This is a genomic window from Streptomyces sp. NBC_01244 (assembly GCF_035987325.1).
In the GTDB taxonomy this organism is placed as follows: domain Bacteria; phylum Actinomycetota; class Actinomycetes; order Streptomycetales; family Streptomycetaceae; genus Streptomyces.
The window spans coordinates 2,434,024-2,455,754 of record NZ_CP108488.1; the positions used below are offsets into that span (position 1 = coordinate 2,434,024).

Consider the following 21,731-nt stretch of genomic DNA (forward strand, 5'->3'; position numbering starts at 1 on the left):
CACCACTCGGCCCTGGCGGGCCTCCTGGGCTTCGCCGCGCTGCGCCGGACTCCGTCCGGCGGTGGCCGGGCGGGGGTGCGGCCACCGCCGCCTACTGACGGGCCCGGCGGGCGGGTGCGGGTGGGTGGGCGGCCCTGCGGGGCGTGTCCCCGACCCGCCCTTCCTCCGTTCCCAGAGCTCCGCCCTGACCCGGTCCTCAAGCGCCGGACGGGCTGAAGGGGGGTACCGGGCTGCGCCCGGACCCCCTGGGGCTCCGCCCCAGACCCCGCGCCTCAAACGCCGGCGAGGCTGGAATTGCCCTGCGGGCAATCCAGCCCCACCGGGCCCGCACGGTCAGAGCCGACTCCGGCCAAAATCCAGCCCCTCCGGCGTTTGAGGAGCGGTGGTCCGGGGGCCGGCCCCCGGCAACGGGTCCGGGCGAAGCCCGGGGAACGAGCGAAGGGCGGGTAGGGGACCCAGCCCCGCAGGGCCAGCCCACCCGCACCCGCCCGCCGACCCACGCCGAGACGGCATTCGCGGGGACCCCGACCAGCCACCGCCGGGCGGAGTCCGGCGCAGCGGAGCGAAGCCCGCGCAGCGGTGCGAGCTGCGCGTCAAGAAGGGGGCGGGGCTACGCCTCGTACGGGCGGGCCTGCCAGGGGGCGTCCGCCGGGCGGAGGGAGGACAGGGACGGGTCGGCGGCGAGGGCGGCCGACAGGGCCAGGGCTCCCGTCACGAGCCCGGGGTTGCCCAGCTCGCCCGCCAGGACGCCCCGGACCAGCTCCGGCAGCGGCACCCAGGCCAGCTCCATGTCCGCCTCCTCCGAGCCGGACTCCGCGTAGCGTTCGCCGTCCGCCTCGCAGACCCCCCGCGCGAGGAAGATCCGGGTGGCCTCGTCCGAGCCGCCGGGGGACGCGTAGAAGTCGGTCAGCACCCGCCAGTCCTCGGCCTTGACGTGCGCCTCCTCCGCGAGCTCGCGCTGCGCCCCGTGCAGCGGGTTCTCCCCCACGACGTCCAGCAGACCCGCGGGGAGCTCCCACAGCCGCCGCCGCACCGGGTGCCGGTACTGGCTGAGCACGAGCACCCGTCCCGCGTCGTCCAGGGCGAGCACGCACACCGACCCGGGGTGCACCTGGTAGTCGCGGCGGGCCACGGACCCGTCCGGCATGCGCACCTCGTCGGAGGCCACGGCCGTCTTCGCGCCCTGGAACGGCCGCTGCGTCGACACCGTCTCCCAGGATTCCGCAGTGTCCTTGATCTCCATGCCCCGAAGCCCTCCACAACGCGCGACAGCCGGGGTACGGATCTCCGTACCCCGGCTGCCAACGTTATGCGGTCGTGCGGCTACTTCGCCGCCTGCTGCCGTTCCACGGCCGCCTTGACCAGACCCGCGAACAGCGGGTGCGGGCGCGTCGGGCGCGAGCGCAGCTCCGGGTGGGCCTGGGTGGCCACCAGGTAGGGGTGGACCTCGCGCGGGTACTCGACGTACTCGACGAGCTTGTTGTCCGGGGAGGTGCCGGAGAAGACCAGACCGGCCTTCTTCTCCAGCTCACCGCGGTAGGCGTTGTTGACCTCGTAGCGGTGGCGGTGGCGCTCGTCCACGTACGCCTGGTCGCCGTAGACCTCGCGCACGATGGAGCCCTCGGCGAGCTTCGCCGGGTACATGCCCAGGCGCATCGTGCCGCCCAGGTCGCCCGCGCCCTCGACGAAGGCCAGCTGCTCCTCCATCGTGGAGATGACCGGGTTCGGGGTGGAGGCGTCGAACTCGGTGGAGTTCGCGTCCACGATGCCCGCCAGGTTGCGCGCGGCCTCGATGACCACGCACTGCAGGCCCAGGCACAGGCCGAGCAGCGGGACCTTGTTCTCGCGGGCGTAGGTGATCGCGCCGACCTTGCCGTTGACACCGCGGTCGCCGAAGCCGCCGGGGACGCAGATCGCGTCCACGTCGCCGAGGACCGCCGCGGCACCGGCCGGGGTCTTGCAGTCGTCGGAGGTGACCCACTTGATCTGGACGCGGGCCCTGTTGGCGAAGCCGCCGGCGCGCAGCGCCTCGGTCACCGACAGGTAGGCGTCCGGCAGGTCGATGTACTTGCCGACGAGCGCGACCTTGACCTCGTGGTCGGGGTTGTGGACCCGGTCCAACAGGTCCTCCCACACGGTCCAGTTGACGTCGCGGAAGGGCAGGTCGAGCTTGCGCACGACGTACGCGTCCAGGCCCTCGGTATGCAGGACCTTGGGGATGTCGTAGATCGACTTGGCGTCGATCGCGGCGACCACGGCCTCCTCGTCCACGTCGCACATCAGCGAGATCTTGCGCTTGATGGACGTCGGGACCTCGCGGTCGGCTCGCAGCACGATCGCGTCGGGCTGGATGCCGATGTTGCGCAGCGCGGCCACCGAGTGCTGGGTGGGCTTGGTCTTCAGCTCGCCGGAGGGGCCGATGTAGGGCAGCAGCGAGATGTGCACGACGAAGACGTTGTCGCGGCCGACCTCGTGGCGGACCTGGCGGACGGTCTCCAGGAACGGCAGCGACTCGATGTCGCCGACGGTGCCGCCGACCTCGGTGATGACGACGTCGACGTCGTCGGTGGCCATGCGGCGGATGCGGTGCTTGATCTCGTTGGTGATGTGCGGGATGACCTGCACGGTGTCACCGAGGTACTCGCCGCGCCGCTCCTTGGCGATGACCTGCGAGTAGACCTGGCCGGTGGTGACGTTGGCCGAGCCGTCGAGGTCGACGTCGAGGAAGCGCTCGTAGTGACCGATGTCCAGGTCGGTCTCGGCGCCGTCGTTGGTGACGAACACCTCGCCGTGCTGGAACGGGTTCATCGTGCCGGGGTCGACGTTCAGGTACGGGTCGAGCTTCTGCATCGTGACCCGAAGACCGCGCGCCTTCAGCAGCGCACCCAGGCTGGAGGCCGTCAGGCCCTTGCCGAGGGAGGAAGCGACACCCCCGGTGACGAAGATGTGCTTGGTCGTCATGGATTTGGGCGGCATCGCCAAGAGGGGGCTCCCGTGGTCGCGAAGGTGAGGTGCGTCCGGCGCCGGCCACCGTCGAACCGGAGGGTCTCAGGGGGCGCCGAAGCTGCGGTTTCGGGGCTCCTGATTCGCACAGGCAGACCACCGGTCCACGGGATACCAGCCTATCAGCGCCCGAGCCGGTCCGCCTCCGGCCACGCGGCGGGGGGCTTCCGCCGGGCCTCCGGGGGGCTTGTCACGGCGGTATCGCCGCCGCTCACCCGTTCGGCCGAACCTCATTGTCCCCAAGCTGACGGGGATCACTAGGGTGCCGTCTTGTCCTGCTCGGATCTCGATCACATCCCTGCCGAGCGGCCCCGCGAACGGCGTAACCCGTCCGGTTCCGGAATCATGGGCTGGACGCGGCCATCCACATCACCGGAGAATCCGCGACATCGCGCAATGCAAGCGCCCTTCGGGGCGGACGTGGCTGTTCGACTGGAGATGCAACGTGTCCGGGCGCATCGAGGATTACGCACTGATCGGCGACATGCAGACCGCGGCATTGGTCTGCCGGGACGGGGCGGTGGACTGGCTGTGCCTGCCACGCTTCGATTCCCATGCCGTCTTCGCGAGCATTCTCGGCACCGAGGAACACGGGTTCTGGCGGATCGGCCCGGCGTTCCCGGCCGGCACCGAGGCCCCGCGTGCCACCCGGCGCCGTTACCGAGGCGATTCGCTGGTCCTGGAGTCCGAGTGGGACACCCCGCGCGGCACGGTCCGCGTGATCGACTTCATGCCGCCCCGCGAGGACCACGCACCGCAGATCATCCGCATCGTGGAGGGCATCAGCGGGCGCGTCCCCATGCGCTCGGCGCTGCGCATGCGCTTCAGCTACGGCCGGGTGGTGCCCTGGGTGCACCGGGTCGACGACCGCACCGTGGCCGTGGCGGGCCCCGACTCGGTCTGGCTGGACACCGAGGCGCAGACCTACGGCAAGGATCTGACCACGTACTCCGACTTCACCGTCGGGCCGGGCGACCGGAAGGCCTTCTGCATCAGCTGGCAGCCCTCGCACAAGGAGCCGCCGCAGCCGCCGGAGGCCGAGGAGGCCCTGGAGGCCACCACCGAGTTCTGGCGGGACTGGGTCGAGCAGTGCACGTACCACGGCCCCTACCGGGAGGCGGTGATCCGCTCCCTGATCACCCTCAAGGCGCTCACGTACGCCCCCACGGGCGGGATCGTCGCCGCGCCCACCACCTCGCTCCCGGAGGAGATCGGCGGGGTCCGCAATTGGGACTACCGCTACACCTGGCTGCGCGACGCCGCCATCACCCTGTCCTCGCTGCTGCGCACCGGCTACCGCGAGGAGGCCCGCGCCTGGCGCGAGTGGCTGCTGCGGGCGGTGGCCGGCGACCCGGAGAACCTGCAGATCATGTACGGGATCGCGGGCGAGCGGGAGCTCGGCGAGACCGAGCTCGACTGGCTGCCGGGGTACGAGAACTCCCGGCCGGTCCGGGTCGGCAACGGCGCCGCCGGCCAGCTCCAGCTCGACGTGTACGGGGAGGTCACCGAGGCCCTGCACCTGGGCCACATGACCGGCCTGGCGCGCAACGACTACGCCTCGCTGCTCCAGCTGAAGCTGATCCGCTACCTGGAGACCCACTGGGACCAGCCCGACGAGGGCATCTGGGAGGTGCGCGGCCCGCGCCGGCACTTCGTGCACTCGAAGGTGATGGCGTGGGTGGCCGTGGACCGCACGATCAAGCTGATCGAGAGCGGGGACGCGGACGGGCCGCTGGAGCGGTGGCGCGAGATGCGCGACGAGATCCACCAGGACGTCTGCGAGAAGGGCTACGACAAGGAACGCAACACCTTCACGCAGTCCTACGGGTCCAAGGAGCTGGACGCGTCCCTCCTGCTGATCCCGCAGATGGGCTTCCTGCCGCCGGACGACAAGCGGGTGATCGGCACGATCGAGGCGATCCAGCGCGAGCTGTCGACCCCGGACGGCTTCATCCTGCGCTACCCGACCTCGGGTGAGGAAGCGGGCGTGGACGGTCTGGAGGGCGACGAGGGGGCCTTCCTGGCGTGCTCGTTCTGGATGGCGGACGACCTGGCGATGATCGGCCGGGTCGACGAGGCCCGCCGCCTCTTCGAGAAGCTGCTCGCGCTCCGCAACGACCTGGGCCTGCTGGCGGAGGAATGGGATCCGAGGCTCCAGCGACAGGTCGGCAACTTCCCCCAGGCCTTCAGCCACGTCCCCCTGATCGACACCGCGCTGCGGCTGACGGCGAGCGGGGCGTACGGGGGCTGACTAACCTGGAGGGGTCGTAGGCCTTTCCGCACCTTCCGCATCTCCCGGAAGGGGGTAGCCATGGCTCCCCTCTCGAAGGCGGGCACGGCACTTGCCGAGCTCCGCGAGGACCTGTCCGGCCCCGTCCTGGTTCCGGAGGATCCGGGGTACGACGAGGCCCGCACCCTCTACAACGGGATGATCGACCGCCGGCCGGCCGTCATCGCGCAGTGCGAGAGTCCGGTGGACGTGGTGACCGCCGTGCGCTTCGCACGGCGGCTCGACCTGCCGGTCGCGGTGCGCGGCGGCGGCCACAGCGTGGCCGGGATGTCCCTGAACGACGGCGGCGTGGTCGTGGACCTGCGCCGGATGCAGGGGGTGACCGTCCATCCCGGGGCCTCGGCCGTCCGCGTCGAGGGCGGCGCCACGATGAGCCATCTGGACCGGGCCTGTGAGCGGTACGGGCTGGCGACCACCGGCGGCCGCGTCTCCACCACCGGGGTCGGCGGCTTCGTGCTGGGCGGCGGCACCGGGTGGCTGGACCGCAAGTTCGGCCTGGCGGTGGACAACCTGCTCGCCGTGGACCTGGTGACGGCCGACGGGGAGATGTTGACGGCGACCGAGGAGGACCACCCGGAGCTGTTCTGGGGGCTGCACGGCGGCGGCGGGAACTTCGGTATAGCGACCTCGCTGACCCTGCGGCTGCACGAGCTGCCGGTCATGTCCGTCGCGTTCCTGCTGTACCTGCCGGAGCACGGGCCCGAGATGGTCCGTACGTACCGGGACGTCATGGAGGACGGGCCGCGCGAGGCCGGCGGCGGCGCCATCTACCTGACCGGCCCGCCCGAGGAGTTCGTCCCGCCGCACCTGGTGGGCCGACTGCTGGCGGGCGCGCTGATCACTTACGCGGGACCCGAGGAGGAGCTGCGCCGGCTGGCCGCGCCGCTGCTGGTGATCCCGCACGAGGCGGAGCTGGTGACGGCCCTGCCCTACGCGGACCTCCAGTGCATGCTCGACGATCCGCCCGGCATGCGGAACTACTGGTCGGCGGAGTACCTGACCGGGGTGCCCGACGCGTTCGTGGACGTGTTCTGCGCCCGCGCGGACTCCATGCCGGTGCCGAGCGGCACCCAGCACGTGGTGTGGCCCCAGGGCGGCGCGATCGCCGAGGGCCCGGCCGACTACCCGCTGTCGTTCCGCGACGCGCCCTGGGCGGTGCACCCGTTCGGCTCCTGGGAGGACCCGGCCGACGACGACCGCTGCCGCCAGTGGGTCAAGGACGTCCGCGCCGACGTCCAGCCGTGGAGCACCGGCGCGGTCTACCTCAACTTCACCGGGGACGAGGGCGGAGACCGGGTGGTGGCCGGTCTCGGACCCGAGAACATGCGGCGGCTGGGCCGGCTGAAGCGGGAGTACGACCCGGACAACGTCTTCCGCTTCAACCACAACATCACGCCCGCCTGACCGCCCGCCCGAGGCTTACGTCAGGGCGGTGATCACCTCCTTCGCCGCCCGCTCCCCCTCGGTGGCACCGCCTTCCATGAACCCCTGGAAGTCGTAGCTGCAGTGCTCTCCGCCGATGTGGATCCGGCCCTGCGCGGTGCCCTCGTACTTGGCGTACTTGTGCAGGTAGCCGGTCGGCCAGTACGCGTACGCGCCCAGCGCGTACGGATCGCGGTGCCAGGCCGACACCTGCGCCTTGCCGTTCCAGGCCGCCTTGGTGCCGGGGAAGAAGGCGTCGATCCCGGTGAGCATCCGGCCCGCGAGGGCGCGTACGTAGGGGTCGGAATCGGTGGCGAAGGGGGTCGCCGGGGTGAGGGCGCCGGCCAGGGTGCCGCCGCCGTACTGGAGCAGGATGCCGCCGTTGCCCGGCTGGACCTTGGTGGTGTCCCAGGTCTGCTGGACCTCGCTGTCGGTGAAGCAGTCCCCGGCGGAGACCCCCGGCCAGGGGCCGGTGCCGCGCCAGGGGCGGCTGGTGAACTGCATGTTGAGCTTGGTGCAGTAGCCCATGCGGGCGTCGCGCAGGAGGTTCTTCATCAGCGGGTCGAAGCCGGCGCCGGTGATGTCGATCCGCTGGAGGATGGGCAGCGGCAGGCACAGGATGGTGTGGTCGGCGACGACGGTGCGGGTGGCGCCCGCGTCGTTGAAGGTCAGCGTCTGGGTGCCGTCGGCGGAGACGCGTACGGCGACCAGCTCGCGGCCCATGACGGTCGAACCTGCGGGTAGCGCCTGGGCGATGGCGTTCGGCAGCCGGTCGTTGCCGCCGGTGATGTGGTAACGCTCGTTGGACAGGCCCCAGACGTTGAAGTGGCCCGGGTTGGGCTGGTAGCCCATCAGCAGGACCAGCGCGAGGGCGGACTGCTGCTGGGTGTCGGCGCCGTACTCGACGTTGTACGCCACGTCGATGAAGCGGCCGAGCCGCGAGCCGTGTCCGCCGGGGATCCGGGTCTCGATCCACTGGTACAGGGTCATGTTGTCGAGGGCGGTGCCCGCCGGGGTCGTGGAGTTCCAGGCGACCTCGCCGGCCTCCTGGAGGTCGCGGCGCAGGGCCTGGTAGACGGCGTTGAAGTCCACGTCGGCCTGCTCGCGCGGGTAGTAGGTCCCGTTGAACCAGAGGACCTCTTCCGCCCCGTTGGGGCCGCCGCCGAGGAAGTCCTCGGTGGGGAGGTCGAAGCGGCGGCAGAGCTCCAGGATCTTCTTGTGGCTGGTGTCGATGAGCTCGCCGCCGATCTCGGAGGTCTGCCCGTAGGCCCACAGGGAGCGCTGGGTCCACATGCGGCCGCCGACGCGGCCCGGGTTGGCCTCGTAGAGGGTGAAGGGGACGCCCGCGTCCTTGAGGGTGAGGGCCGCCGTCAGCCCCGAGATGCCGGCGCCCACGACGGCGACGCGGGCGGGGGTGACGGGCTTCTTGTCGGGGGCGGCCTCGACGGCATGGGCGCCCGCCGCCGGGGCGACGGCGGCGGCGAGGCCGAGGGCGGCGGCGCGCCCCAGGAGCTGACGGCGGGTGGAGCCGCGGACCTCGGCGACGGGCAGGCCGAGCCGGCGGGCGGCGGCGTGCTCGGCGGCGAGCCGGCGGAGCGCGTGCATCAGCGGCGTACGGGCCATGGCGGTGGCTCCTTCTCAGACGTTCGCGGCGGAGGGGGCGAAGGCACCGGCGGCGCCGTCGGTGCGCTCGTCGGTGCGCTCGGCGGCGTCCTCCAGGACGACGCGGCCGATGATCTCGTAGCGCTCGGGGGCCTTGTACTTCAGCCACAGGCCCAGTCCCAGCCCGCCGAAGAAGACGGCCCCGACGATCCACGGGATCAGCGTGAAGAAGAACGAGTCGGCGGCCAGCCCGGCCGCCGTCTTCATGTTGACCAGCAGCAGGACCACCACGGCGGCCATGGCGACGCCGCCGATCAGCGGGGCCGTGAAGGTGCGGAACCAGTGCCGGTCCTCGGGGTGGTTCTTGCGGAAGTACCCGATCACCGCGAAGGAGCACAGGGTCTGGACGATGAGGATCGCCATGGTGCCGAGGATCGCGAGCAGCGTGTACAGGTGGATGTACGGGTCCTGCCCGGTCAGCCAGAACAGCGCGACCAGGCCGGTGGCGATGGCCGTCTGCACCAGGGAGGAGACGTACGGGGAGCCGTGCTTGGCGTGCGTACGGCCCAGGCCCGGGTGGAGGAAGCCCTCGCGGCCGATGGCGTACAGGTAGCGGGCGGCGCACTGGTGGAAGGCCATGCCGCAGGCGAAGGAGCCGGTGAGCAGCAGCCACTGGAAGGCGTCGACGGCCCAGGCGCCGATGAAGGTCTGGGTGGGGGCGAAGAACAGATCGAGCGGGCTCGCGGAGGCGGAGAGTTCCACGGACTTGGCGAGGCCGTTGCCGGCGATGGTCATCCAGGAGACGTAGATGTAGAAGAGGCCGACGCCGATGACGGAGATCAGGGTCGCCTTGGGGATGACCTTCTTCGGGTTCTTGGACTCCTCCCCGTACATGGCCGTGGACTCGAAGCCGACCCAGGACCAGAAGGCGAAGAAGAGGCCGAGCCCGGCGGAGGCGCCGGTGAAGGCGTTCTTGGGGTTGAGGGGTTCGACCGGGATGCCGTCCGGGCCGCCGCCCGCGATCAGTACGGCGGTGGCGACGGCGAAGAGCACGGCGATCTCGGCGATGAGCATCACGCCCAGGGCTTTGGCCGTGAGGTTGATGTCGAAGTGCGCGAGGGCGGCGGTGATCGCGAGCATGGCGGCCGCGTAGACGATCCAGGGCAGGTCTATGCCGAGCTGATCGTGGACGGTGGTCTTGGTGAAGTAGGAGAAGACGCCGACGATCGAGGCCTCGAAGACGATGTAGGCGAGGACCGCGAGCATGCCGGAGGCCATGCCGGCGATCCGGCCGAGGCCGTGCGAGATGTATCCGTAGAAGGCGCCGGCGGCGGTGATCCGCTTGGCCATGGCGACGTAGCCGACGGCGAAGACGGTCAGGACGGCGGTCGCGAAGAGGTATCCGGCGGGGGCGCCGATGCCGTTTCCGAAGCCGACGGCGATGGGCAGGTTGCCGGTCATCGCGGTGATGGGAGCGGCGGTGGCGACGGCCATGAAGACGACACCGACCAGGCCCACAGAATTGGCTTTCAGCCGCTGGACCTGGAGTGCGCCGCCGCCCGTGCTGCTATCCGTGCTCATGGCTCCTCGTTCCTGTCGTGAGGGCGCTCACTCTCACCCCGCGTGACGTACGCCACAATCGGCATGCAGTCCGATAATCTCCTTACCGGCGCGACGAGTTGTCGGGCCGGACGGGGGTAGATCGGCCCCCGTAACCGCTCGGTGATGTGCACGGAACAAGAGCCCCGGTAGCGTCCGCCATATGGACAATCAGGGCGGGATCACGGTTCAGCGGGCGCTTGAGCTGCCGGGACTGCGCAGCGGGCTCCCGGAGGTCGTGGCCTGCGCCGACCGGCTCGGCCGGACCGTGCGCTGGGTGCACGCCGGAGAGGTCCCCAACATCGCCTCCCTGCTCAAGGGCGGCGAGCTGCTGCTGACGACCGGCCTCGGCCTCGGCACCCGACCCGCCGAGCAGCGCGCCTTCGTACGCCGCCTCGCGGACCGCGGCATCGCCGCACTGGTCGTCGAGCTGGGACCCCGCTTCACCCGGCTCCCGGCGACCCTCGTGGAGACGGCGCGGGCGGTCGGCCTCCCCCTGGTCCAGCTGCACCGGGAGGTCCCCTTCGTGACCGTCACGGAGGAGGTCCACACCGAGATCGTCAACGGGCACTACGCGCTGCTCCAGCGGGCCGAGGAAGTCCACCGGCGCTGCACGGAAGCCCTGCTCGACGGCGGCGGTATCCCCCAAGTGCTCCACATCCTGGCGGACTTCACGGCGAACCCGGTCTTCCTGGAAACCCCCGACGGCCAGTTGCTGTACGCGGCCGGCCCGGTCGCCGGCGAGGCCGCGGCGGACCCGCTCCAGGTCTGGGAGGGCCTACGGGGCCAGCGCCCGGCGGAGCCCTCCGGCAACGCCGTGGTGGTCGACGTCCCGGGCGGCGGCCGCGGCACGGGCTCGGTGCGGGCCCGGCTGGTCCTGCTGGGGGTCTCCGCCCCGCTGCTGCCCGTGCACCGGATGGCGGCGGAACGGACGGCCGGCGTACTGGCCGTCGTGCTGATGCAGGCCCGGCAGGAGGACGAGCTGGCGGCGCGCGGCCGCGGCGATTTCCTCACCGACCTGGCGGAGGGACGGATCTCGGCGGAGGACGCTCCCGCCCAGGCCCGCGTCCTGGGCTTCAAACCGGGCCCCGGCCCGCTCCTGCCCATCGTCATGCGGCTGTCCTCGGACCTGGCCCCCTCGGGGAACTGGGCGGTCCTGGCCCGGGCCGTCCTGGAGGAACTCGCCTCGGTCGGCGTCCCGGTCCTCCTCGGGGTCCGCCCGGTCGAGGGCCGCGTCCCCCTCCTGGTCTCCCTCCGGTCCGACGCCGAGCGCACGACGGTGGCGGACCGGGTCGCGGCGGCCCTGCGGGCCGGTGTGGAGCGGGCGGGCCTGGACCGGGCGGGGGCCGCGCCGGCGGTCGTCGTCGGCGTCTGCGGCAGCTGGACGGCGGCCTCCGCGGGCCTGCGTCACGCGGCGGAAACCGCCACCGCCGCGGCCGGGCTGCCGTCCCGCCCCTGGTACGACGCCCGCCGCCTCGACATCGACCTGCTCCTGTGGCGCCTTCGCGAGCACCCCGACCTGGCGGCCTTCGTGGACCGCGCGATCGGCCCCCTGCGCGTCCACGACACCCAGTCCCGCCCGCCGCTCCTGCCCACCCTGGAGACGTACCTGGCCCACGCGGGCCGCAAGGCGGAGACCGCGCGCGAGCTCCACCTGAACCGCCAGACCCTCTACAACCGCCTGGCCCGCATCTCGGAGCTCCTGGGCGCGGACCTGGACGACCCGGAGACGGTCCTCTCCCTGAGCCTGGCCCTCCGTGCCCGCCGCCACACCATTCCTTCTTGACGACAGGCCCTAGGCTCGTCCGCATGCCGAACCGTGTTCCCTTCGACGAGTCGCTGCTCTCCGCCGTGGGCACCCCCGAAGAGGCCAGACTCCTGGACAGCAGTCCGCGGTCCCGGGTGTGGTGGGTGCGGCTGGCCGACGGGCGGCCGGTGATCGTCAAGCAGATCACGGATGCCGGGGACACGGGCGCCGACGCGGACGCGCGCTTCGCGCGGGAGCTCGCCGGGCTGCGCCTGGCGGGGCGGGCCTCCGGGCCCGCCGTGGCCCCCGCGGTGCTCGCCACGGACCCTTCCTCGAGGGTGCTCGTCCTCGAGTACGTGGACGACCTCGGCGAGAGCGACGACTGGATGCCGGCGTACGCCGAGTCGCTCGCCCGGCTGCACGCCCTGACCGGGCCCGCCGACGCGGGCGCACTACCGGCCTGGTCGGGGCCCACGGCCACCGACGCGGAGTCCTTCCTCACCCTGGCCCGGACACTCGACGTGCCCGTGCCGTCCACGGTTCCCGATGAACTCGCCGGGCTCCTGGACCGGTTGGACCCCACCCCGCACCATGCGCTGCTGCACGGCGACCCCTGCCCCGGCAACGATCTGCGTACCGCCGGCGGCGTCCGCTTCGTCGACTTCGAGCGGGCCTCGCTCGGCAACGGCCTGGTCGAGTTCGCCTACTTCCGCATCGGCTTCCCCACCTGCTGGTGTGCCATGTCGGTCACCGCGGCCCCGCTCACGGAGGTCGAGGACGTCTACCGGACCACCTGGCGCGGCCTCACCGGGAAGGACGTGCCGGGTGACCTCGCCGACGCGTGCGCGGGCTGGCTGATCCAGGGCGACGCGCTCGTCGAGCGGGCCCACCGCGGGACGGTCGACCAGCTCGCCCGGGTACCCGCCGAGGACTTCGAGTGGGGCTACGTCTCCGCCCGTGAGCGGCTCGTCCACCGCCTGGGCGTGGTCGCCGACCTGACCCGCGACCACGATCACCTGCACGCCGTCGGGAGCCTCAGCTCCGCCCTGGCGGGCCGCCTGCTCGAACGCTGGCCGGAGCTGCGTCCGCTGCCCACGCCCGACGCCCGCCCTTGGTACTGAGGGCCGCCGGGCTCGGGGTCGGCCGGCCGACCCTGGGGCCTGTCGTCAAACTCCCGTCGTCGCCCGAGGCGGGCGGGAGTTTGCGAGGGGCCCTACCGCCGGCGGGAGGTCAGTTCGTCGTACACGGACAGGACCTGCGCCACCGTGTCGTCCTCCGACGGCCACGTCGAGGCCTGGGCCCGCCCGGCCACCGCCAGCGCCCCCCGCCGCGCGGGATCGGCCAGCAGCCCGGCCACGGCGCCGGCCAGCGCCCCCGCCTCCCCGTAGGGCACCAGCACGCCCGCCGGGCCCACCAGCTCCGGCACACCGCCCACCGCCGTCGCCACCAACGGCACGCCCATCCGCAGGGCTTCCTGCGCGAGCGGCGACCGCGCCTCCCACCGGCTCGGCAGCACCGCTACATCGGCCGCCGCCAGCAGCCTCGCGGCGTCCCGCCGCCGCCCGAGCAGCCGCACCGGCAGCTGCTCCGCCTGGATGCGCCGCGCGAGCTCCGCCCGCATCGGGCCCTCTCCCGCGATCACCAGCAGCGGCACCGGGTCCAGGGTCCGCCACTCGCGCGCCGCGTCCAGCAGTACGGAGTACCCGCGCCGCGGCACCAGACTCCCGATCGCGATCAGCAACGGCCGCTCGACCGCGCCGAGTTCCGCCCGTACCTTCCCCGGGTCCGGAGCGCCGGACGGCCCGGAGGCCGCCGAAGGCACCGCCACCGCCGCCAGCCGCGCGTCCCGCGCCCCCCGCAGCCGGGCCAGGTCCACCTGCGCCGAGGAGGCGCCGAGGACGATCGCCGCGGCCCGCGCGACGTGCCGTTCGAGGAGGAGGCTCAGCCGGCCGCTGCCGGGGCCGCCGCCGTGCCAGCTGACGACCAGCGGGACCCGCCGCCCGCGCAGGGCCAGCGCGGCGCGCATGCCGGCCCGTACGCCGTGCGCGTGCACCACGTCGGCCTCGACGCAGGCGGCCCGCAGCGCGCTCACCGCGTCCGGGGTGAACCGCGCGCCGGCGCCGGTGAAGTCGTACTCCCCCTCCGCCTCGACGGGCGCGCACACGGTGACCCGTACGCCGCGCGCGGCGAGCCCGGTGGCCAGCGACCGCACGTGCGCACCACCGCTCGCGCCGCCGAGTACTTGGACGGTGCGAAGGACGGGGACCGGGACCGGGGAGCTGCTCACGGGCCGAAGCTCCAGGGTGAGGGAAGGAGGAAGGCAGGGACGTCGCCCAGGATGCCAGTCCGCACGCGCGTTCCGGGACCATACGGGTGCGGATCCCGTGTGAGTTACGGCCCGGACCCCCCGATCCTCACCCACACGGGCTAGCCGGGCGTCAGCCCGATGACCCTGAGGTCAACGCCGGAGCCCTACTCCGGGCTCCGGGCCGCCGCGAGCAGCTCCTCCGCGTGCGCCCGCGCCGATGCCGAGTCCTCGTGGCCGGCCAGCATCCGCGACAGCTCGCGGATCCGGGCCTCGCCCTCCAGGACGGTGACACCGCTGCGGGTCACGGACCCGTCGTTGGTCTTCTCGACCAGCAGCTGCCGGTCCGCGAAGGCCGCCACCTGCGGCAGGTGCGTGACGACCACGACCTGCGCCGACTTGGCCAGTTTCGCGAGCCGCCGCCCGACCTCCACGGCCGCCTTGCCGCCGACGCCCGCGTCGACCTCGTCGAAGAGGTACGTGGGCACCGGGTCGGAGCCCGCGAAGACGACCTCGACGGCGAGCATCACCCGGGACAGCTCACCGCCCGAGGCGCCCTTGGCGATCGGCCGCGGCTGGGCGCCGGGGTGCGGGGCCAGGAGCAGTTCGACCTCGTCGACGCCCGAGGGCCCGTACGCGACGAGCCGGCCGCCGACCTCGACCCCCTCGGGGTCCTCGGTCTGCCGGACGTCGATGGTGACCCGTGCGTGCGGCATCGCCAGGGAGGCCAGCTCCTCGGTGACGGCGGACGCGAAGCGGGTCGCCGCTTCGCCCCGTGCGTCGGTCAACGCCTGGGCCAGTGCGGCGAGTTCGAGGCGCAGCCCGTCACGCTCGGCGGTCAGCTCGTCGATCCGCTCGTCGTCTCCGTCCAGCTCGAGCAGCCGTACGGAACCCCGTTCGGCCCACTCCAGGACGGAGTCCACTGTGTTCTCGGGGTGCCCGGCGGATCCGTACTTCCGGATCAGCTGGGTCAGCGCCGCCCGGCGCTCCTCCACGACCGCCAGCCGCAGCGGATCGGCGTCCAGGTCGTCCGCGTAGCCGGCGAGTTCCCCGGCCACGTCCCCGAGCAGGATGCCCAGTTCCCCGATCCGCTCGGCGAGCGCGCCGAGCGCCGGGTCGTGGGAGCGTACGGATTCCAGTGCGCGGTGCGCCCCGGCGACGAGCGCGCCCGCGTCGACGCCCTCCGGGTCCTCGACGTTGCCGGCGAGGGCCGCGTGCGCGACCTGGGCGGCCGAGGACAGGGATTCGGCGTGCCCGAGGCGCTCCGCCTCCGCCGCCAGTTCGGTGTCCTCACCCGAGAGCGGTTCCACGCCGGCGATCTCGTCGAGCCCGAAGCGCAGCAGGTCGGCCTCCTGGGCGCGTTCCCGGGCCCGGGTGGTGATCTCCTCCAGCTCTCCGGCGACGGCGCGCAGCCTGCGGTGGGCGGCGGCGTACTTCTCCAGCGGGACGGCGACGGCGTCGCCCGCGTACCGGTCGAGGGCCTGGCGCTGCCGGGCGGGCCGGAGCAGTCCCTGCTGGTCGGTCTGGCCGTGGACGGCGACGAGGTCGTCGGCGAGTTCGGCGAGCAGTCCGACGGGCACGGAGCGGCCGCCGACGTGGGCGCGCGAGCGGCCCTCGGCGGAAACGGTCCGGCTGATCAGCAGCGCGCCGTCGTCGAGCTCGGCACCGGCCTCCTCGGCGCGCAGCGCCGCGGGGGCGTCCGGGCGCATGACGATGCGCCCTTCGACGACCGCGGCCTTGGCCCCGATCCGCACCAGGGCAGGGTCGGCGCGCCCGCCGAGCAACAGCCCGAGGCTGGTGACGACCATGGTCTTGCCCGCGCCGGTCTCGCCGGTCACCGCGGTGAAACCGGGTGACAGCTCGACCACAGCGTCGTCGATGACCCCGAGCGACCGTATCCGCATCTCCTCAAGCACGGGACGACGATACCGAGGTTTCATGGGTGCCATGTGACGTCACCCGCCCGAACCGGCTCGAACAATCATGCTATTTACGTACGCGCGGTGCACGGGAACCCGTATCGCGCCGCTCCCACGCCCACACCCGCCCCCCTACGGGACTAGTGCGGAGCCCCGCGCCATCCCGACACCGGCAGCGCGAACTTCGCGACCAGCCGGTCCGTGAACGACGCGTGGTGCAGCCGCGCGAGCCGCACCGGCACCGTCCCCCGCCGGACCTCCACCCGGGCCCCGGCCGGCAGCTCCAGCGTCCGCCGCCCGTCGCACCACAGCACCCCGTGCGGGGTCCCGGTCTGCACCTCCACGGCCAGCACCGAGTCGGGCGAGGTCACCAGCGGCTTCGCGAACAGCGCGTGCGCGCTGATCGGCACCATCAGCAGCGCCTCCACCTCCGGCCAGACCACCGGCCCGCCGGCCGAGAAGGCGTACGCCGTCGAGCCCGTCGGCGTCGCGCAGACGATCCCGTCGCAGCCGAAGCCGGACACCGGGCGCCCGTCGATCTCCAGGACCACCTCCAGCATCCGCTCCGGGGACACCTTCTGGACGGCCGCCTCGTTCAGCGCCCAGTCCCGGTGCACCACGTCCCCGTTGGTCCGCACGATCACATCGAGGGTCATCCGCTCCTCGACCTCGTACTCCCGGGTCACGACCCGGTCCACGACCTTGTCCAGGTCGTCCCGTTCCGCCTCCGCGAGGAAGCCCACCCGGCCCAGGTTGACGCCGAGCATCGGCACCCCCGAGCCGCGCGCGAACTCCGCGCCGCGCAACAGCGTCCCGTCGCCGCCCAGCACGATCAGCAGCTCGCACCCGGCGAGCACCTCCGGGGTGCACTCGGACTCGGCCACCAGCTCCACCTCGGGCGGCAGCGGCAGGTCCACCGCCTCGTGCCGCAGCACCCGTACGCCCAGCCCGCTGCGCAGCAGACCCTGCACCACCAGCTCGGCGCTGCGGATGGCCGCCGGCCGCCCGGTGTGCGCGAGCAGGAAGACGGTCCGCTTCCCCGGCGCCCCTGACGTCCCTGACTTGCCCGGCTGTGCCGGGTCCCCCGAAAGATCACTCACTGCGGCCCCTCCGCCACTGCACGATCGACATCCGCCGGGTCGAGTGCCGGTGCCCCCGCCCGCAGCCACAGAAAATACTCGACGTTGCCGGAGGGGCCCGGGAGCGGGCTCGCGGTCACCCCGAGCACGCCCAGGCCCAGCTTCCACGCCTGCGCCGCGACGTCCCGCACGGCCTCGGCGCGCAGCTCCGTACTGCGCACCACGCCACCGCTGCCGAGCCGGTCCTTGCCGACCTCGAACTGCGGCTTGACCATCAGCACCAGGTCCGCGCCGGGCGCGCAGCAGCGTACGAGCGCGGGCAGCACCAGCCCGATGGAGATGAAGGACAGATCGCCGACGACCAGGTCCACGGGCACCCCGTCGATCAGCTCCACCGTGAGCTCGCGCACGTTGGTGCGGTCCTTCACGGTGACGCGGTCGTCGCTCTGCAGGGACCAGGCGAGCTGCCCGTAGCCGACGTCGACGGCCATCACGTGATCCACCCCGGCGCGCAGCAGCACGTCGGTGAAACCACCGGTCGAGGCGCCCGCGTCCAGCGCCCGGCGGCCCTCCACGAGCAGCCCCCGGGGCTGGAAGGCCGCGAGGGCCCCTGCCAGCTTGTGGCCGCCCCGGGAGACGTAGTCGGGGTCGCTGTCGTCCTTGAGGACGACGAGGGCCGCGCTGGTCTCGACCTGGGTGGCCGGCTTCGTCGCCGTGTTGCCGCCCACGGTCACCCGGCCGGCGGCGATCAGCTGCGCGGCGTGCTCGCGGGAGCGGGCCATGCTGCGGCGTACCAGTTCGGCGTCCAGGCGGCGGCGTGCCACTCCTGCCACGATCGGTTCAGCTCCTGTTTTCGTGCGGACGGGGGCCCTCGGTCGCGTCCAGCGCGGTCAGCGCGGAGCGCAGCCCCCTGTGCACATCCTCGTACACCTCGACGTGTCCGTCCGCCGGGAGGTGGTCCACGTCCGCCAGCCGCTCCAGCGCGGCATCCGCTTCGGCGTGCCCGGTGGGGGTGCGTACGACGCCCAGCGCGACCGGCCCGGCGGGCGCGGCCGGGGCTTCGTCCGGCTCCTGGGCCGCGGCGGGCACTTCTTCGCTCATGCCCCGACGCTACCGCGTAGGGCGTCCGCGACCGCGCACGGCTCTGCGGTACGGTCGGGATCACGATGGCTACGACCGAGGAGTGCCGTACGGCACTCGACCGACTCTCCGACAACCTGGCGCGGGCCGAAGGCGACGTGCGCGGTGCGACCGCGCTCGACCGCTCGCTGAGCTGCCACATCACCGACCTGGACCGGACCTTCACGGGCCGCCTCGACGGAGGCCGGATCCGCGTGGACGCGGTGACCCCCGGCCCGCCGTCCGCCAAGGCCGAGATCCGGCTGGCGATGACCGGCGACGACCTGCTCGCCCTGGTCACCGGCGACCTGAAGTTCCCCAAGGCCTGGGCCTCGGGCCGCGTCCGCCTGGAAGCAGGCTTCCGCGACCTCCTCCGCCTCAAGAGCCTGCTCTAGCCAAGTTCAGCCCCGCCAAACCCAGCCCCGCCAAATTCAGCCCCGCCGGCGTTCGAGGCGCGGGGTCCGGGGCGGAGCCCCGGGAGGCTACACCGCACGCCCCCTACCTCGCGCGAGCAACCACCCGCGCCGCGGGGATCACCAGCGGCGTCCCCGTCTCCGGGTCCGAGATGACTTGGCACCGCAGCCCGAACACCCGCTCCACCAGCTCCGCCGTGACCACCTCGGCCGGCGGCCCCTCCGCCACGACCTTCCCGTCCCGCATCGCGATCAGGTGGGTGGCGTAGCGCGCCGCGTGGTTCAGATCGTGGAGCACCGCGACCAGCGTCCGCCCCTGGTCCTCGTGGAGCTCCGCGCAGAGGTTCAGCACCTCGATCTGGTGCTGGATGTCCAGGTAGGTCGTGGGCTCGTCCAGCAGCAGCAGCGGCGTCTGCTGCGCCAGCGCCATCGCGATCCACACCCGCTGGCGCTGCCCGCCCGACAGCTCGTCCACCGCCCGGTCCGCGAGTTCCGCGACCCCCGTGGAGGCCATCGACTCCTCCACGATCCGCTCGTCCTCGCCCGACCACTGCCGCAGCAGCCCCTGGTGCGGATAGCGGCCCCGCGAGACCAGGTCCGCCACGGTGATCCCGTCCGGGGCGATCGAGGACTGCGGCAGCAGACCCAGCGTCTTGGCCACCTTCTTCGCCGGCATCGACCCGATGGCCTGACCGTCCAGCAGCACGCGCCCCTGCGAGGGCTTCAGCATCCGCGACAGGGCGCGCAGCAGGGTGGACTTGCCGCAGGCGTTGGGGCCGACGATCACGGTGAAGGAGTTGTCGGGGATCTCCACCGACAGGTTCTCGGCGATGACCCGCTGGTCGTAGCCGAGGGTCACGTTCTCCGCGGTCAGCCGCTGCACTTGCCTGCTCCTCTGATTGCCCATGGCCCTCTGGTTCCTCATATGCGGCCCGCCTTGCGCTCGGTGACGAGCAGCCAGAGCAGGTAGCAGCCGCCGACCAGGCCGGTCACCACCCCCACCGGCAACTGGTCGGCGCCGAAGGCCCGCTGCGAGGCCCAGTCGGACACCAGCAGCAGGAGGGCGCCCATCAGCGCGCCGGTCAGCAGGCTCGCCCCGGGCGAGCGGGTCAGCCGGCGCGCGAGCTGCGGCGCGGCCAGCGCGACGAAGCTGATCGGCCCTGCCGCGGCGCTGGCCGCGGTGGTGAGCAGGATCGCCGCCACCATCAGCACGAGCCGCGTCCGCTCCACCCGCACCCCGACGGCGTACGCCGCGTCGTCGCCCATCTCGATCATCCGCAGGGCCCGGCTCTGGCCGAGGACCAGCGGGAACAGCACCGCGCAGGTCGCGAGCAGCGGCCAGACCTGCGCCCAGTCCCGGCCGGCCAGCGAGCCGGTCAGCCAGACCATCGCACGGGTGGCGTCGACGAGCTGCGCCTTCGTCAGCAGGTACTGGATGACGGCGACCAGCATCGCGGAGGCGCCGATGCCGACGAGGACCAGCCGGTAGCCGTGGATGCCCTGCTTGTACGCGAGCAGGTACACGGCGATTCCGGCCACCAGCCCGCCCAGGAGGGCCCCGGCGGCCACCTCGCCGGCGCCGCCGTGGAACAGCACGATGACCAGCAGCGCGCCGACGGCCGATCCGTAGCCGAAGCCGAGCACGTCCGGCGAGCCGAGCGGGTTGCGCGAGACCGACTGGAAGACGGCGCCGGCCATCCCGAGGGCGGCGCCCACCAGGACGGCGACCAGGACCCGCGGCAGCCGCAGGTCGTTGATGATGAACTCGTGCGCGGGCGTGCCGTTGCCCATCAGGGTCTGTACGACGTCCCACGGCGCGATGTCGAAGTCGCCGGTGCCGATGAGCAGGACGGCCATCGCCAGCGCGAGCACCAGGAGCAGCGCCCCCACGCCGAGCGCGCGCCGCTCCACGCGCAGCGACAGCCCGCCGGGCAGGTACACCGGCCGGGGCCCGGTCCGTCGCCCGCGCGCCTTGACGGGTGCGTCGGTCACTGTCACAGCTGGGCCATCCTCTTGCGCCGGACGAGGTAGATGAAGACGGGTCCGCCGATGAGCGCGGTGACGATGCCGACCTGCAGTTCGCCGGGCCGGGTGACGACCCGGCCGATGACGTCGGCGCCGAGCAGCAGGACGGGCGAGAGCACCGCCGAGTAAGCGAGCACCCAGCGCATGTCCGGGCCGGTGAAGAACCGTACGAGGTGCGGGATCATCAGGCCGACGAAGACGATCGGCCCGCACGCGGCGGTCGCGGCCCCGCACAGCAGGGTGATGGCGATCATCGCGCCGATCCGGGTCCGCGTCAGGTGCGCGCCGAGCGCCCGCGCGGTGTCGTCGCCCATGGCCATGGCGTTGAGCGGCCGGCCCAGGCTGAGCGCGAGGACGGCGCCGACCAGCAGGAAGGGCGCCACCTGGCGGACGGTTTCCATGTTCGCGGAGGCCAGCGAGCCCACCGTCCAGAAACGGAGCTTGTCCAGTGCCTCGCTGTCCATCAGCTGCACGGCGTTGATGTACCCGACGAGGGCCGCGGTGGCCGCCGTACCGGCGAGGGCCAGGCGCACGGGCGTGGCGCTGCGGCTGCCGCCGAGCACGTACACGACCACGGAGACGACGGCGGCGCCGAGGAAGGCCCACCACACGAACTCGTCCAGCGAGGACGCCCCGAAGAAGCTGATGGCCGATACGACGGCGGCCGCGGCCCCCGCGTTGACACCGAGGATGCCCGGCTCGGCCAGGGGGTTGCGGGTCAGGGCCTGCATCACGGCGCCGGAGAGTCCGAGGCCGAGGCCGACGAGCACTCCGAGGAGGGTGCGCGGGACCCGCAGGTCCCGCACGACCACGTCGGAGGCCGTCCCCGAGTAGTGGAAGAGGCCGTGCCAGACCTCCTCGAGCGGCATCTGCTTGGCGCCGACGGCGATGCTCGCCACCACGATCAGCGCGAGCACGCCGAAGGCGGCGAGCAGACCGGCGGCTCGCGCGCCGTGGCGCGAGCGGGTGGCAGCGGCCGGCGCCGCGCTCGGTTCGGGGGGACTCTCGACCAACACGAAAGTTAGGCTAACCTACCTTCCGCCGTGCTCGGCTCCCCCGAACGGCCCTCCCGCCGGGCCCTCGGACCCGGTCCTCACCGGCCCTGACCTGCCAGGACCCGGCGACTCCCCACCGGCAGCCCGGCTCCGCCCGCTCATGGCGCCGTACAGATCACAGCCCCCCGCAGCCCCTTACAGGCAGCCCCTTGC

Annotated in this window: 17 protein-coding genes; 5 read left to right on the forward strand and 12 right to left on the reverse strand. The window is 72.8% G+C overall.

All coding sequences use genetic code 11. The features are described 5' to 3' along the window. Positions 1-610: 610 nt before the first annotated feature. Together OG247_RS10720 and OG247_RS10725 are read right to left on the reverse strand one after the other, a co-directional pair. Complete coding sequence (locus OG247_RS10720; RefSeq protein ID WP_327252020.1) at positions 611-1,243, reverse strand: NUDIX hydrolase; 633 nt, start codon at positions 1,241-1,243, stop codon at positions 611-613. Positions 1,244-1,323: 80 nt separating this feature from the next. Further along, on the reverse strand, positions 1,324-2,976 hold the full coding sequence (locus tag OG247_RS10725; RefSeq protein WP_327257416.1) for a CTP synthase: 1,653 nt from the start codon (positions 2,974-2,976) through the stop codon (positions 1,324-1,326). A 472-nt stretch (positions 2,977-3,448) separates the two neighbouring features. On the opposite strand from OG247_RS10725, the gene OG247_RS10730 reads away from it, so the two are divergent. Beyond that, positions 3,449-5,254 (forward strand): glycoside hydrolase family 15 protein, encoded by a 1,806-nt coding sequence (locus tag OG247_RS10730; protein ID WP_327252021.1) that lies wholly within the window; start codon positions 3,449-3,451, stop codon positions 5,252-5,254. 60 nt (positions 5,255-5,314) lie between these two features. After that, entirely contained in the window at positions 5,315-6,697 is a 1,383-nt protein-coding gene (locus OG247_RS10735) for an FAD-binding oxidoreductase (protein ID WP_327252022.1), read from the forward strand. A 15-nt stretch (positions 6,698-6,712) separates the two neighbouring features. Here the strand turns inward: OG247_RS10735 and OG247_RS10740 are convergent, their stop codons facing one another. Both OG247_RS10740 and OG247_RS10745 read right to left on the reverse strand, forming a co-directional pair. Continuing rightward, entirely contained in the window at positions 6,713-8,338 is a 1,626-nt protein-coding gene (locus tag OG247_RS10740) for a flavin monoamine oxidase family protein (protein WP_327252023.1), read from the reverse strand. A 15-nt stretch (positions 8,339-8,353) separates the two neighbouring features. Next, the gene (locus tag OG247_RS10745; protein ID WP_327252024.1) at positions 8,354-9,898 is read right to left on the reverse strand and encodes an APC family permease; all 1,545 of its coding nucleotides are present in this window, start codon (positions 9,896-9,898) and stop codon (positions 8,354-8,356) included. 181 nt (positions 9,899-10,079) lie between these two features. Between OG247_RS10745 and OG247_RS10750 the strand changes: the two genes are divergently transcribed. Both OG247_RS10750 and OG247_RS10755 read left to right on the forward strand, forming a co-directional pair. Further along, complete coding sequence (locus tag OG247_RS10750; RefSeq protein ID WP_327252025.1) at positions 10,080-11,702, forward strand: PucR family transcriptional regulator; 1,623 nt, start codon at positions 10,080-10,082, stop codon at positions 11,700-11,702. A gap of 23 nt (positions 11,703-11,725) precedes the next feature. Further along, positions 11,726-12,784, forward strand: coding sequence for a phosphotransferase (locus OG247_RS10755; protein WP_327252026.1), 1,059 nt, complete (start codon positions 11,726-11,728; stop codon positions 12,782-12,784). A gap of 92 nt (positions 12,785-12,876) precedes the next feature. Here the strand turns inward: OG247_RS10755 and OG247_RS10760 are convergent, their stop codons facing one another. The 5 genes from OG247_RS10760 to OG247_RS10780 all read right to left on the reverse strand — a co-directional run bounded on the left by OG247_RS10760 (position 12,877) and on the right by OG247_RS10780 (position 18,067). Further along, a complete protein-coding gene (locus OG247_RS10760) occupies positions 12,877-13,950 on the reverse strand; it encodes a glycosyltransferase family 4 protein (RefSeq protein WP_327252027.1) in 1,074 nt (357 codons plus the stop codon). 185 nt (positions 13,951-14,135) lie between these two features. Continuing rightward, positions 14,136-15,872: a DNA repair protein RecN gene (gene recN, locus OG247_RS10765; protein WP_327257417.1), complete on the reverse strand. Its 1,737-nt coding sequence runs from the start codon at positions 15,870-15,872 to the stop codon at positions 14,136-14,138. Positions 15,873-16,027: 155 nt separating this feature from the next. After that, positions 16,028-16,987: an NAD kinase gene (locus tag OG247_RS10770; protein ID WP_327252028.1), complete on the reverse strand. Its 960-nt coding sequence runs from the start codon at positions 16,985-16,987 to the stop codon at positions 16,028-16,030. Next, positions 16,984-17,799 (reverse strand): TlyA family RNA methyltransferase, encoded by an 816-nt coding sequence (locus OG247_RS10775; RefSeq protein WP_327252029.1) that lies wholly within the window; start codon positions 17,797-17,799, stop codon positions 16,984-16,986. The genes OG247_RS10770 and OG247_RS10775 overlap by 4 nt, the downstream gene beginning before the upstream one ends. Before the next feature lie 7 nt (positions 17,800-17,806). Continuing rightward, a complete protein-coding gene (locus tag OG247_RS10780; protein ID WP_327252030.1) occupies positions 17,807-18,067 on the reverse strand; it encodes a hypothetical protein in 261 nt (86 codons plus the stop codon). Between the two features lie 65 nt (positions 18,068-18,132). Between OG247_RS10780 and OG247_RS10785 the strand changes: the two genes are divergently transcribed. Beyond that, positions 18,133-18,480 (forward strand): SCP2 sterol-binding domain-containing protein, encoded by a 348-nt coding sequence (locus OG247_RS10785; RefSeq protein WP_327252031.1) that lies wholly within the window; start codon positions 18,133-18,135, stop codon positions 18,478-18,480. A gap of 103 nt (positions 18,481-18,583) precedes the next feature. Here the strand turns inward: OG247_RS10785 and OG247_RS10790 are convergent, their stop codons facing one another. From OG247_RS10790 to OG247_RS10800, 3 genes are read right to left on the reverse strand one after another with little or no spacing between them, the layout of a single operon-like run. Then, positions 18,584-19,423 (reverse strand): ABC transporter ATP-binding protein, encoded by an 840-nt coding sequence (locus tag OG247_RS10790; protein ID WP_327252032.1) that lies wholly within the window; start codon positions 19,421-19,423, stop codon positions 18,584-18,586. Beyond that, positions 19,420-20,496 carry a FecCD family ABC transporter permease gene (locus tag OG247_RS10795; RefSeq protein WP_442813249.1) on the reverse strand — a complete coding sequence of 359 codons (1,077 nt, stop codon included), beginning with the start codon at positions 20,494-20,496 and terminating at the stop codon, positions 19,420-19,422. The genes OG247_RS10790 and OG247_RS10795 overlap by 4 nt, the downstream gene beginning before the upstream one ends. Beyond that, positions 20,493-21,536, reverse strand: coding sequence for a FecCD family ABC transporter permease (locus OG247_RS10800; protein WP_442813598.1), 1,044 nt, complete (start codon positions 21,534-21,536; stop codon positions 20,493-20,495). Before OG247_RS10800 ends, OG247_RS10795 begins: the two co-directional genes overlap by 4 nt. Positions 21,537-21,731: the final 195 nt, after the last annotated feature.

What these genes read in the sequence shown, in the direction of transcription:
- OG247_RS10720 (WP_327252020.1), bottom strand. Translation starts at nt 1,243, where the DNA reads ATGGAGATCAAGGACACTGCGGAATCCTGGGAGACGGTGTCGACGCAG.
- OG247_RS10725 (WP_327257416.1), bottom strand. Translation starts at nt 2,976, where the DNA reads ATGCCGCCCAAATCCATGACGACCAAGCACATCTTCGTCACCGGGGGT.
- OG247_RS10735 (WP_327252022.1), top strand. Translation starts at nt 5,315, where the DNA reads ATGGCTCCCCTCTCGAAGGCGGGCACGGCACTTGCCGAGCTCCGCGAG.
- OG247_RS10740 (WP_327252023.1), bottom strand. Translation starts at nt 8,338, where the DNA reads ATGGCCCGTACGCCGCTGATGCACGCGCTCCGCCGGCTCGCCGCCGAG.
- OG247_RS10745 (WP_327252024.1), bottom strand. Translation starts at nt 9,898, where the DNA reads ATGAGCACGGATAGCAGCACGGGCGGCGGCGCACTCCAGGTCCAGCGG.
- OG247_RS10750 (WP_327252025.1), top strand. Translation starts at nt 10,080, where the DNA reads ATGGACAATCAGGGCGGGATCACGGTTCAGCGGGCGCTTGAGCTGCCG.
- OG247_RS10755 (WP_327252026.1), top strand. Translation starts at nt 11,726, where the DNA reads ATGCCGAACCGTGTTCCCTTCGACGAGTCGCTGCTCTCCGCCGTGGGC.
- recN (WP_327257417.1), bottom strand. Translation starts at nt 15,872, where the DNA reads ATGCGGATACGGTCGCTCGGGGTCATCGACGACGCTGTGGTCGAGCTG.
- OG247_RS10780 (WP_327252030.1), bottom strand. Translation starts at nt 18,067, where the DNA reads ATGAGCGAAGAAGTGCCCGCCGCGGCCCAGGAGCCGGACGAAGCCCCG.
- OG247_RS10785 (WP_327252031.1), top strand. Translation starts at nt 18,133, where the DNA reads ATGGCTACGACCGAGGAGTGCCGTACGGCACTCGACCGACTCTCCGAC.
- OG247_RS10790 (WP_327252032.1), bottom strand. Translation starts at nt 19,423, where the DNA reads ATGAGGAACCAGAGGGCCATGGGCAATCAGAGGAGCAGGCAAGTGCAG.